This is a genomic window from Pseudaeromonas sharmana, from assembly GCF_042649925.1.
In the GTDB taxonomy this organism is placed as follows: domain Bacteria; phylum Pseudomonadota; class Gammaproteobacteria; order Enterobacterales; family Aeromonadaceae; genus Pseudaeromonas; species Pseudaeromonas sharmana.
On sequence record NZ_JBHSAF010000015.1, the window covers coordinates 284,907 to 297,085 of the forward strand.

Sequence of the window (12,179 nt, forward strand, 5' to 3'; positions counted from 1 at the left end):
TGTGACGTGACGCGCTTAGTCGGCAAATTGAGCCCAGATGGGTGCGTGGTCAGATGGTTTCTCGATTCCGCGCAACGGATAGTCGATGTCGCTGGCCTGCAGACGCTGCAACATCGAGGCAGTTGCCAAAATCAAGTCAATGCGCAGTCCGCGATTATCGTCAAACCCCTTGCTGCGATAATCAAACCAGCTGTAGCGTTCGCTGACGTTAGGGTGCTGGTGGCGGAAGGTATCCACCAGGCCCCAGTCCTGCAAGCGGGCCAGCCATTCGCGCTCCTCGGGAAGGAAGGAGCACTTGCCCTCACGCAACCAACGTTTGCGGTTAGCTTCACCGATGCCAATGTCCAGGTCGGTGGGCGAGATGTTCAGATCGCCCATCACCAGCAGATCGTCGTCAACGGAGCAGTGCGTCAGCAGGTACTGCTGCAAGTCGGCATAGAACTTGGCTTTGGCAGGAAACTTCAGAGGGTGGTCGCGGCTCTCGCCTTGTGGGAAATAACCATTTAAGACCGTCAGCACCCGGCCGTTGGCCTGACTGTACTGGCCAATGATCATTCGGCGTTGGGCCTCTTCATCGTCCGTCGGGAAACCACGCTGAATAGACAAGGGCGTCTGTTTGCTCAGCAGTGCCACGCCATAGTGGGCCTTTTGACCATGGAAGCTGACGTGATAGCCCATGGCTTCCACCTCGGCCACCGGAAAGGCATCATCATGCACTTTGATTTCCTGTAGCCCGATAATGTCAGGTTGCACGCTGTCAATCAGTGCCTGCAGTTGATGGAGTCTGGCTCTAAGGCCGTTGATATTAAAAGAAACAATCTTCATCGGGTCTTTATTCCAGGTTACAGCATGTTAGAGGAAGGCTTGCAGGTCTTCTTGCAATTTGCGTAAACGTTCGGTTTGTGCCGCATTGAGTGAAACCCCATCCAGCAGCGTCAGTGTGGCTTTGCATTCATCGACCAACTCTTCATTACCTTTCGGTAGGCCGCGTTGCTTGGTGAGCAGCAGTAATGCCTGCGCCTTGTTGAGTGCTGCGTTGGTGTTGGCCGGAGCCCGACGCAGTGCATCCCGGAAAAAGCCCACCGCTTCTTCGTAACGTCCTGCAGTATAAGCGCTGATCCCCAGCTCGTTGAGTTCACTGTATTTTTGTAATTTTTCTTGCTGGCCCTTGTCGTCGCGGATGGTGCGAATACAAGATTGCAACAAGGTATCCATGGCACCCTGATCGTCGAGGATCTGTTGCAGCTGATCGGCATATTCATACTCACCCAGCTGCGTAAAACCCAGTACCAGGTTGCTGATCAACGGCGCCGCCATGCTGGTGAGATCCTGTTGGTACGGTTGCATCGCCTTGTAGAGTTGCTTCTTGCCGCGCACTGTATCTCCGCGTACCACCTGGACTCGAGCTCGGCAGATCTGCTCGAAGGCATCCAGATCGAAGTCGTTGTCGCTCAGCGAGCTACGGCAGCGGTATATGGCATTGTTGATCTGCTTTTGCAGGTTACTCAGGTGATAGGGGTCACCGGTGGATAAGGCATACAGGATCAGGCTGTGTACATAGCTGCCCAGCAGTTGGGCATTGCGACCGTGATCGTAGCGATGCAGATCCAGCATGGCGCTGAGCGAATCACGCGCCTTGAGATAGTCGCCTTTGGACAACGCAACCTCAGCCAGTTGACGATGCAACATCGAGGAGTGGGGGGAAATCTCGGTAGCCCGGGTCAGGGTGTCGATCGCCTCTTGGCCGGCACCATTGTCGAGTTGGGCCGCGGCGAGCCAGCGATAAGCCTCCACCATTAAGGGGCGCAGTCGAAGGGCGGTATTCAGGTGGGCGATGGCATCTTCATACTGCCCGAGTAGATAGCAGGCCTTGCCAAGCCCCAAGCGCAACCAGCTGGACTCGCCAGCCGCCAGGCCGGCCCTGAGTACCCCGCGCGCCGCATTGATCTCGTCGAGATGGATATACATCTCGGCCATCAAGCAGCGGCAAAAGGTAGCATATCGGGAATTGGTGGCCAAAATCGGTTCGCAGACGCGAATCACGCGCCGGTAATCTTGTTTGTCCAGTGCTTCGAAGATCGGTTTGAGCTCTTGTTTGCGTTGCAATGCTCGTTGCAGGCGTAACCGCAGTTGCTCCTGCGAGAACGGCTTCATCATGTAGCCATCGGGTTCACTTTCAATCGCGCTGAGCACCATGGCGCGGCTATTGTCACCGCTGATAATGAAGACCACCGAGTCGGCTGGTAGCCGGTGCTGTTCGCGCAAGAACTCCAGCAACTGGCGCCCATTTTCACCATTTCCCAGGTTGTAGTCGATGAGATAGATATCGTATTGCTCTTTGCTGCAACGGCGACGCGTCTCTTCGGCATTGCTGAGAATAGTGATGCGATTGAATCCAAGGTTTAACAGCATGGCCTTCATCAACACCTGAAACGAGCGCTGATCATCGACCAGCAAGACGCGCTGCTCGCGAAATTGCTGGGCTGTGCTCTGGGTCCTGCTGTCTTGTTCAGTCTGATCGTTCATCAGCGCTTCGATTCTGGTTCGGGGGCTGCGGGGCATGGCGATACTATAACGGAAAAGCGAACATAATGGGGAACAGCGACACGGAGTACGTAACGCTTTAGATTTTAAGGTGAAAAACAGAAAGATGGTGGAGGGAGAAGGATTCGAACCTTCGAAGGCAGAGCCGTCAGATTTACAGTCTGATCCCTTTGGCCGCTCGGGAATCCCTCCACAGAGAAACTGTGGACAGTATAGACAAGAGAAGAATGGTGGAGGGAGAAGGATTCGAACCTTCGAAGGCAGAGCCGTCAGATTTACAGTCTGATCCCTTTGGCCGCTCGGGAATCCCTCCACAGAGAAACTGTGGCTTACAACAACAGGCAGGATGGTGGAGGGAGAAGGATTCGAACCTTCGAAGGCAGAGCCGTCAGATTTACAGTCTGATCCCTTTGGCCGCTCGGGAATCCCTCCACGGGATTACCTGTTGTGTGCACTTGAAATGGTGGAGGGAGAAGGATTCGAACCTTCGAAGGCAGAGCCGTCAGATTTACAGTCTGATCCCTTTGGCCGCTCGGGAATCCCTCCACAAGTGCGGGGCGCATAGTAGCAGATTCTCCCCGCTTGTGAACCCCTGGCTTGCAAACTTTTTGCTAAAGCCAAGGCAAAACCTGCCGATAAACAATCAGATGCCTATTTTTCACACTTAAATAGCGATGATTTCACACACACTGCGCGATCAACTGCTTATCGATGAGCTGCAACTGGGCCAGTCCCTGAACCAGGCGGTGCATGATGGCCGGCGCGGCGATTTTGGTCTGCTGCTGTCGATGCTGTCGCCGGATGTGGAGGATCAGCCTTGGGTGGCGGACGCCTTGCCCAGCGCAACGGAGGCTACGGACTGGCGGCGCCGCTTTGAGCTGCCACGCGCCCGGCCCTTGCAAGCAGATGCCTTGAGTGCCGAGCGCGCCGTGGCTATCACGGCATCCGTACAACACGGGGATCTGACCACTGCACGCCTGCTCGATTGTCTGGAGCCGGAACCCCTGTTGCGCCAACAGTATGCCCTCGATCCCTTGGTGTGGGAAAACATGTCGCCGCTGATTCAGCAGAAGTATCAACTGGCGCGAGAAGGGGCGACGGTTGCGCGCGATCCGCTGGCGCAACTGCCTCCCGCAGCAATGCTGGATACCATCTCGGCCGCCGTGGCGCAGCCGGATCTGGTGGTTCGCTACTTTGCTGCCGCCTGAACGCTGTTTCTGACAGTTAACCGTGGCTTCCCTCGACTTCCCATTCGTATTCCTGTCGTAGTCTCAAATAGCGCTGTTTCTGATGCGAGCGAAACGAGCTGCTGGTTATTTCACCTATCATCTAGATAAATCCCATGCTGATCACATGGGCATGCGATAAAATTCCGCCTACGCAACACCAACACATAGACATAACAATGAAGGAAGCTTGCATGCAGAACACCTGGCCGATCGAGTGGGACACCCTGATCGAGATTTTACGCCGTGAAGTCAAACCGGCGCTGGGATGTACCGAACCGATCGCCGTCGCGTTGGCCGCCGCCCATTGTCGTGAGCGACTGGGGGCTGTGCCTGAGCGTCTGCAGGTATGGGTCAGCGGTAATTTGTTCAAGAATGGCATGGGCGTCGGTGTGCCTGGTACCGGCATGACCGGCTTGCCGATCGCCGCTGCCGTGGGCGCGGTGGCAGGGGTTGCCAGCGCTGGGCTCGAGGTACTGAAGGCGATTTCTTCAGCCGATGTTGACCGGGCGCGCAACTTGTTGGCGCAGACGCAAATTGATGTCAAGGACGTGCCCGAGGTGTTGTATGTCGAGGTGCTGGCCACGCACGATAAGCAGCAGGTGCGTTGCGTGATCTGTACCGACCACACGCGTGTGGTGTTGCTGGAGCACAACGGCGAAGTGGTGCAGCAACAGAGTCGCGAGCCAGGAGTGGCGGTGCAACATGCACCACGGTTGTCACTCGGTGCCATCATCGATTTTGCCTGCCAGGTGCCCTATGACCGTATTGCCTTTATCCGTGAGGCGGCCGAATTGAATCAGGCGTTGGCCGATGAGGGGCTGCGTGGTTACGGTCTGAGCATAGGGCGCATGCTGACCGAACAGATCGAGCGGCGTCTACTTTCCGACGATCTGATGACGCTGGCGATGCGCCTGGCTTCGGCGGCGTCCGATGCCCGTATGGATGGTGCCATGTTACCGGCGATGTCCAATTCCGGCTCTGGCAACCAGGGCATCGCGGCCACCATGCCGGTCGTTGCCGCGGCGCGCTTTCTCGGCGCCGATGATGAGCGCCTGTGTCGGGCGCTGGTGATGAGTCACCTGCTGGCCATTCATATCAAGACCTATCAGAACAAACTCTCCGCACTGTGTGCCGCCAGTACTGCGGCGATGGGGGCGGGAGCCGCCATTACCTGGTTGCTGGGGGGGAATCCGCAGCAAATCAGCCTGTGCATCAACAACATGATCGGTGACGTGGCCGGCATCATCTGCGATGGCGCCGGCAGCGCCTGCTCGATGAAGGTCTCAACCTCGGCCTCGGCGGCGGTGAAGGCAGCGTTGATGGCAGTGAACGGTTTTGGCGTCTCCGCGCGCGAAGGGATTGTCTGTGACGATGCCGAGCAGACAATCGCCAATCTGGGACACCTCAGTCGTGAAGGGATGCAGCAGACCGATCAGCAGATCATCGCCATCATGCGCGCCAAACAGGCGCAATGAACCGGTCACCGCCGGTGAATACGGTGCCGGATCAAGGGGGCGGGCTGGCGCCGCTGCTATACTCGCCGCCGTTTTGACGAGGGGATTGGAGAAGGCATGCATCGCGCCCATCAACCGCTGGAGCTGTTGGCTCCGGCCAAGAATCTGGAGTTTGGTATCGAGGCGATCCGCCACGGTGCCGACGCCGTCTACATTGGCGGCCCCGGTTTCGGTGCCCGGGCGGCGGCGGGAAACAGTGTCGCCGACATCGAGACACTGTGCCGCTTCGCGCACCGCTTTGGCGCCCATGTCTATGTCGCGTTCAATACCATCTTGCGTGATGACGAACTGGAGGCGGCACGTCGGTTGACCCACCAGCTATACCAGGCCGGCGCCGATGCGCTGATCGTGCAGGATATGGGGCTGCTGCAGCTGGATCTGCCACCGCTGGCGCTCCATGCCAGTACCCAGACCGATAACCGTACCGTCGACAAGGTACGGTTTCTTGCACAGGCCGGCTTTTCGCAAGTCGTGCTGGCGCGTGAACTGCCGCTGACGCGTATCGCCGAGATCGCCGCCGCGACCTCGGTCACCCTGGAGGCGTTTATACATGGTGCCCTGTGCGTCAGTTACAGTGGTCAATGTTATATCAGCCATGCAATGACCGGGCGCAGCGCCAATCGTGGCGAGTGTGCGCAGATTTGCCGCTTGCCCTGCACCTTGACCGGTGCCGACGATCAGGTCTTGGCCCAGGATCAGCACCTGCTGTCGCTCAAAGACATGAACCAAAGTGCCAATCTGGCGGCGCTGGTGGATGCCGGCGTGCGTTCTTTGAAGATTGAAGGGCGCCTCAAGGGGCTCGATTACGTCAAGAATGTCACTGCCTACTACCGGCAGCAGCTCGATCTGCTGCTGGAACAGCGTCCGGCACTGGCCCGCGCCTCGGTTGGGCGTTCGACGTTTACCTTTACACCGGATCCGGCCAAGAGTTTTCATCGTGGCCATACTGACTATTTTCTGCACGGCCGCCAGCCGGACATCACCGCGTTTGCTTCCCCGAAATTTGCCGGCGAACCGGTCGGCACAGTGGCACGGGTGTCATCTGCCGGCAAGGGCGCGCCGGTCTGCATCGAGGTCAGCGCGCCGGCGGACGTGACGTTTCATAACGGTGACGGCCTGACCTATTTCCGCGGGCGCGAGCTGGTCGGCATGCGGGTTAACCGCGCGCAGGGGCACTGCCTGTTTCCGGCCGAGCCGGTGACGGATCTCAAGGTGGGCGTGGCGCTGTACCGCAATCATGATCAGGCGTTAGCCAGCCTGCTGGCCAAACCGTCGGCCCAGCGGCGGATCGGGGTGGCATTGACGCTGGTTGCCAGCGCCGAGGGGTTGAGTCTGCAGCTGTGCGACGAGAGTGGGGTCGCGGCGCAAGTCAGTATCGCCATGGCGCTGGAGCCGGCGCGCGATATGGAACGCGCCGCCCAGACGCTGTGCGAGCAGTTGGCCAAGTTGGGTAATACCGATTTTTACAGCCAGACGGTGACGCTGGCGCTGCAGCCGTTGCCGTTCGTGCCAGCAGCACAGCTCAATGCGCTGCGCCGTGACGGCATTGCCGCACTGGAGCTGGCGCGGCAGGCAGCGTATTGTCGTCCGCCTGCCGCTGAGGTGGCGCTTCCTGTGCCTCTGCTGGAGGGGCAACGCCTGAGCTATCTGGCGAATGTCTACAATGCTGCGGCCGAAGCGTTTTATCGCGAACGTGGTGCCGGTCAGATCGCGCCGGCCTACGAGTGCGACAGCGAAGAGCGTGAAGTGCCGCTGATGATCAGCAAACACTGCTTGCGCTACAGCTTTGGTCAGTGTCCGAAAGAGCGTGAAGCCGGCTTTCGTCCTGAGCCATTGACGCTGACCATCGGCAATGATCGCTTCCGTCTGCGTTTTGATTGCCAGCGCTGCGAGATGCAGGTGCTGGGGCGCCTCAAGCCGCGCAAACGTCCTTGACGGGCTGACAGTGTGATCGACCTCGCTGACTGCGCTGCGCAAGATGGGGGGCACGGCCGCGAACCGCTAGGCTGAGGGTACTTCCTCTTGGAGACGTCAGCATGCATCTGGATCGTGGCATGTTGCAGCAGGCCGTCAACCGTGGTCTGTTGCAACCGCAACAACTTGAGCCGTTATGGCAACACCTGCAAGCACAGGACGCCCAGCGTCCGGGATTTCGAGCCAGTCACCTGCTGTACTATTTCGGCGGCCTGCTAGCCATCGGTGCCATGACGCTGTTCATGACGCTCGGTTGGGAGCGTTTCGGTGGCGGAGGTCTCATCGTCATCTGCCTGATCTATGCCGCAGGTGGGCTCGCAGTCACTGAACACCTGTTGACACGCCAGTTGGCGATCCCGGCAGGGATCTGTGCCACCTTTGTCCTCAGCCTGACACCGCTGCTGGTGTATGGCATCCAGACCCAGCTCGGCTGGTGGAGTGGTGATGACGCCTACCGTGACTACCACTACCGTATTGACTGGCGCTGGCTGATGATGGAGCTGGCCACCCTGGCGGTCGGTGCCGTGTTGCTGTGGCGTTATCGCCTCCCGTTTCTGGTCATGCCGGTGGCCGTGACCCTCTGGTACATGAGCATGGATTTGACACCGATGCTGTTTGGCGAGGATTACGACTGGGTGCTGCGCAAGTGGGTGTCGGTGGGGGTGGGCTTGCTGATGACGCTGTTGGCCTTCTGGGTTGACCTGCGGGCGCGACGTACCCTGGATTATGCCTTCTGGCTCTACCTGTTCGGGGTTGTGGCGTTCTGGGGCGGGCTGTCGGCGATGAGCAGCGACAGTGAGTGGAACAAATTTATCTACCTGTGCATCAATCTGGGGCTGCTGCTGATCGGTGCCATATTAAGCCGCCGAATCTTCGTCATCTGCGCGGCGTTTGGCATTGCCGGCTATCTGGGGCATTTGGCCTGGGATGTGTTTGCAGACAGTCTGTTGTTCCCGTTTGCCCTAACCCTGCTCGGATTGGCGATCATCGGCTGTGGCCTGTGGTGGCAGCGACATGAGGTGAGCTTGACCCGTCGTTTACGACGTTATTTACCCCTGCCATTACGCGAGTTGCTTGAGGCACGGCAGAGTGCCTAGCAAGCGGCTGATCGGGTGTCACTGCGAGTTCTGCCTATGGGCGGCCAGGCCGGCCATGCCGTGATGTGAAACAGAGGGTCTGACAACGATCGGCAAGATGCAGGGCTGTCATTGGTCGGCTGCGAACGGTTCCGCTGATGTGAGCGTAGGGCAATCGGAGTCTATCGCTCTTTAATCGGCTAACTGGCGTGTTTGCCAACGTCAGCTTGTCTGGCCCATTACCATTTATGGACATCGCAGCGGCCTTGCCGTCTGTTATGTCACGTTTGCGTCGTTTGATTGTTTGCCGTCTCGGTTGGCAGCAGCAACGCTGGATATGGCCTATGGAGCTGCCTACGGTGGCGCGTGGTCACTGGCCTGGCAGCAAATAAGGGCACGCCATGGCGCCAGCTGGCTGGCGTGTGAGCAGCGCTCTGCGTAATGCACTGAAATACCACCAGGGTTTGGGATCGGCGCCTTCAATAAAGTCGACGACCGACATCATGACATCCAGGATGCAGGGGTCTTGTTCGAATCCTGTTTGTTCGCACAGACGCACATAGAGTGCCAAGGCCGAACAGCCGCGCAGTTGTTGCGGTTCGTCAATGCCGACAGTCCGCAGGTCGCGAGCCAGTGCCGGACCAATGTTTGGCAAGTCGGTCAACAGTTTTACATTATCCCGGATAACTTTCTCTGGATGCATGTCTGCCTCCGGTTTTATCTGTGCTCGTATTTTATTGTTGGTTTCAAATGCGGCATGGGGCCGAAACGACACCGATATGATGGCGTTTTTTTCGACTGATTGCAGTATTTTTTATCGGATTTATTTGCGTATACGTCTAGATGTAGTGCCTCCCAGCGTCATGCGCCGGGAGGGAAAAGCTCATGCGAGCTTGAGACTGGCCAGGGTGTCGCGACGAATACGCTCGGCGAGGGAAGCATCATCAATCAAAGATTCACCATATGAAGGGATCATGGCCTTCAGGCGATCATGCCAACCGGAGGCTAACTGAGGTGCAAAACAGCGCTGTATCACGTCAAGCATCGTCTTGACGCTGACCGAGGCTCCCGGCGAGGCGCCAAGCAACGCAGCGAGCGAGCCATCGGCGGCGGCCACGATCTCGGTGCCGAATTCGAGCTTGCCCCACTTGTGATGACAGCGTTTGATGATCTGAACCCGTTTACCGGCATGGGCCAGTTGCCAATCTTCGGCATGCACTTGCGGCAGAAAGCTGGACAAGGACTGCAGGCGTTGACGCGGTGACTGCAAAGCCTCCTTCACCAGATAAGTCGTCAGTTCCAGATTGTGGCGCCCGGCACCGAGCAGACTCTTCAGGTTGTGCGAGCGCACCGATTTCACCAGATCCAGGCGTGAACCATGTTTGAGAAAGCGGGTCGTAAACCCGGCATACGGACCAAACAACAAGCAGGGTTTACCGTCAACGATCCGCGTATCCAAATGAGGTACAGACATCGGTGGCGCGCCGACAGGTGCCAGGCTGTAAACCTTGGCGTGATGGCGTGAGACCAGTTGCGGATTCTGGCAGATCAGCCACTGGCCACTGACCGGGAAACCACCATAACCCGCTGCTTCCGGGATGGCAGATTTTTGCAGCAGATGTAACGCGCTGCCCCCCGCACCGAGAAAGACAAACGGACTTTCAATTTGCAGGGTCTCACCTTGGCCAGCAAGACGTCGGGCTGTTAAATGCCAGTGGCAACGGTGGTCGCGGGTGCGGCGCAAATCCTGCACCCGAGTATGGGTCAACAACTGGAAGTTATCCTGACGTTGCAACAGGCGGATCATGTGGCGCGTCAGGGCACCAAAGTTGACATCGGCACCGTGCTCGACCCGGGTTGCCGCCACGTCGGCGGTATCAGCCCGGCCTGCCATCAGCAGTGGCATCCATTGTTCCAGGGTATTCCGGTCACGGCTCCACTGCATACCGGAAAACAGATGATGTTGCTGCAGCGCCTGATAGCGGGCCTCAAGGAAGGCAGTGTCCTGGCTATTCCATACCGCACTGAGGTGTGGAACCCGATTGATAAAGGTCGCAGGGTCCAGTTTTCCCTTCTCACTGTCGACTAGGTGAGACCAGAACTGTTGCGACAACTCGAAGGCTGCGTTGATCTCCAGGGCTCGCCGGATATCGATCTGACCCTGCCGGTTGGCCGGAGTATAATTCAGCTCGCAATAACCGGCATGCCCTGTCCCGGCATTGTGCAGTGCTGCCGAGCTCTCGAGCGCCACATCCGGTAATTGCTCGAGCATGATAATGTGTAGACTGGGGTCAAGGCGCTGCAACAAGATTGCCAATGTGGCACTCATGATGCCACCGCCCACCAAAGTAACATCTGCCTGAATCGTTGCCATCCCTACTTCCGATTAGCCAAGCCTGTCAAAGGCCTAAATTATATACATTATATGCCGTGCCTCACAGTCAGGCGTTACGCATTCCTCAATCGGGCCATGGTGCAGGCATCAACATAATCGCCGTTACGAAAGGCATAGGCCTTGTGTTCGCCTTCAATGATAAAACCAAATTTGCGATACAGCGTGATGGCGGCATCATTGTCGCTATATACCGTTAGCTCGACACGCCGGATAGCCAGCCACAGATCACACAGCTCGAGGGCGGCACTCAGCAACCTGCTGGCGACACCCTGACGACGGCACTCTGCACTGACCGCCAGCCCGAGAGTGGCGACATGTTTGCGTCTGTGACGCTCCATGGTGGTCAGTGTCAGTTGGCCGACAATGCGGCCATCCCGCTCAGCCACCAGGCTGCGCTGCTGTTCGTTAGCCTGTGCCAGGCGCTGTTGCCATTGCGCTTGCGTGGGAAACGGAAGTTGCAGGGTATCGGCATAGGCATGGGGTGCGGCGTAAAGCTGGCTGATGCCGGCCGCATCAGCCAGCTCGGCGGCGCGGATGATCACATCAGGGCCAGAAGCCATTATTCCGTCGCGGTTTCGGCTGGCTGTCATGGTGTCGTCTCTCCTGTCCAATCAGTTGCAAAGAAGGTTTCCTGCTTGCGATAGGGGCCCTGGTTATTCACTGGCTCTGTAGGGTGCAACCCCTGTCTATGATGTAGTTCGGCGACCAGTTGGCGATTGAACGGTGCATTGCGCTCATCTTGCAGGTACTCGCTGAGTGTCATCCAGCGGGCGTCGGCAATTTCGTCATGATCCTGAATTGCGATCTGGTCACTGTGTGCGGTCAGGCGACAGATCAGATAGAGATCGGTGCGCCCGAACGCTGCCGGATAACGGGTGGTAAAACCGGCGATCGAGCTCAAGGTGGCGTGAATGCCTGTTTCTTCATACACCTCGCGCTCGATCGCCGTAGCGATGGGCTCACCCAGCTCGACATGGCCGCCAGGCAATTTGTAACCGGGCATGCCGTGCTCGCGAATCGTCAGCAGTTCACCGCACCGGTTGAGGACCAGAGCGCCGGCACCGAGGGTATGGGTCGGGGCGAAGGGGACAAAGGTGCCCGGTCGCAGGGTGAACACCAGCGTCAGCTGGTCGGGATGGCAATTATGAAACACGAAACCCAGGCCGGTGGCGATGGCTATCAGGTGGGCGCGTTCGATGGGCAGGTGCAACCAGATGATTCGCCCCTGACGAGCAAGGCACTCGCGCTGTAGTGTGGCCAACTCTTCACCAAAACGGCTGGCGTCATCCGGTATCGAGTCGGCCAGGATAGTGACGCCATTGAATCTGTCCCATTCACACTGCACGCTGCACTCCCGGCTGCGTTAACCAACCCGCAGTGTGCCTGAGCCAGGCAGGTCATGCCAGCGGAAGCGTGATGCCGGTTGCGGCGGTGTCGTCGACGATAC

10 protein-coding genes and 4 tRNA genes are annotated in these 12,179 nt (G+C 58.1%); 4 read left to right on the forward strand and 10 right to left on the reverse strand.

Annotated features, from left to right (window positions below):
• Nucleotides 1-15: 15 nt before the first annotated feature.
• The 6 genes from xthA to ACFOSS_RS16015 all read right to left on the reverse strand — a co-directional run bounded on the left by xthA (nt 16) and on the right by ACFOSS_RS16015 (nt 3,090).
• A complete protein-coding gene (xthA, locus tag ACFOSS_RS15990) occupies nt 16-825 on the reverse strand; it encodes an exodeoxyribonuclease III (RefSeq protein WP_377154476.1) in 810 nt (269 codons plus the stop codon).
• Between the two features lie 27 nt (nt 826-852).
• Nucleotides 853-2,526 carry a response regulator gene (locus ACFOSS_RS15995; RefSeq protein ID WP_377154478.1) on the reverse strand — a complete coding sequence of 558 codons (1,674 nt, stop codon included), beginning with the start codon at nt 2,524-2,526 and terminating at the stop codon, nt 853-855.
• A gap of 125 nt (nt 2,527-2,651) precedes the next feature.
• Nucleotides 2,652-2,736: transfer RNA gene (locus ACFOSS_RS16000), tRNA-Tyr, on the reverse strand.
• A 36-nt stretch (nt 2,737-2,772) separates the two neighbouring features.
• Nucleotides 2,773-2,857, reverse strand: a tRNA-Tyr gene (locus ACFOSS_RS16005).
• Between the two features lie 34 nt (nt 2,858-2,891).
• A tRNA-Tyr gene (locus ACFOSS_RS16010) sits at nt 2,892-2,976 on the reverse strand.
• Between the two features lie 29 nt (nt 2,977-3,005).
• A tRNA-Tyr gene (locus ACFOSS_RS16015) sits at nt 3,006-3,090 on the reverse strand.
• Nucleotides 3,091-3,218: 128 nt separating this feature from the next.
• Between ACFOSS_RS16015 and ACFOSS_RS16020 the strand changes: the two genes are divergently transcribed.
• The 4 genes from ACFOSS_RS16020 (at nt 3,219) to ACFOSS_RS16035 (ending at nt 8,358) form a co-directional block, all read left to right on the forward strand.
• The gene (locus ACFOSS_RS16020) at nt 3,219-3,752 is read left to right on the forward strand and encodes a VC2046/SO_2500 family protein (RefSeq protein WP_377154480.1); all 534 of its coding nucleotides are present in this window, start codon (nt 3,219-3,221) and stop codon (nt 3,750-3,752) included.
• Between the two features lie 212 nt (nt 3,753-3,964).
• Entirely contained in the window at nt 3,965-5,248 is a 1,284-nt protein-coding gene (locus tag ACFOSS_RS16025) for an L-cysteine desulfidase family protein (protein WP_377154482.1), read from the forward strand.
• A gap of 96 nt (nt 5,249-5,344) precedes the next feature.
• Nucleotides 5,345-7,222 (forward strand): peptidase U32 family protein, encoded by a 1,878-nt coding sequence (locus tag ACFOSS_RS16030; RefSeq protein WP_377154484.1) that lies wholly within the window; start codon nt 5,345-5,347, stop codon nt 7,220-7,222.
• A gap of 101 nt (nt 7,223-7,323) precedes the next feature.
• Entirely contained in the window at nt 7,324-8,358 is a 1,035-nt protein-coding gene (locus tag ACFOSS_RS16035) for a DUF2157 domain-containing protein (protein WP_377154486.1), read from the forward strand.
• A gap of 349 nt (nt 8,359-8,707) precedes the next feature.
• Here ACFOSS_RS16035 and ACFOSS_RS16040 read toward each other — a convergent pair whose 3' ends face one another.
• The 4 genes from ACFOSS_RS16040 to ACFOSS_RS16055 form a co-directional block, all read right to left on the reverse strand.
• Complete coding sequence (locus ACFOSS_RS16040; protein ID WP_377154488.1) at nt 8,708-9,040, reverse strand: helix-hairpin-helix domain-containing protein; 333 nt, start codon at nt 9,038-9,040, stop codon at nt 8,708-8,710.
• Between the two features lie 180 nt (nt 9,041-9,220).
• Nucleotides 9,221-10,711 (reverse strand): malate dehydrogenase (quinone), encoded by a 1,491-nt coding sequence (mqo, locus tag ACFOSS_RS16045; RefSeq protein ID WP_377154490.1) that lies wholly within the window; start codon nt 10,709-10,711, stop codon nt 9,221-9,223.
• A gap of 74 nt (nt 10,712-10,785) precedes the next feature.
• Entirely contained in the window at nt 10,786-11,322 is a 537-nt protein-coding gene (locus ACFOSS_RS16050) for a GNAT family N-acetyltransferase (RefSeq protein ID WP_377154492.1), read from the reverse strand.
• A complete protein-coding gene (locus ACFOSS_RS16055; RefSeq protein ID WP_377154494.1) occupies nt 11,319-12,077 on the reverse strand; it encodes an NUDIX hydrolase in 759 nt (252 codons plus the stop codon). Before ACFOSS_RS16055 ends, ACFOSS_RS16050 begins: the two co-directional genes overlap by 4 nt.
• Nucleotides 12,078-12,179: the final 102 nt, after the last annotated feature.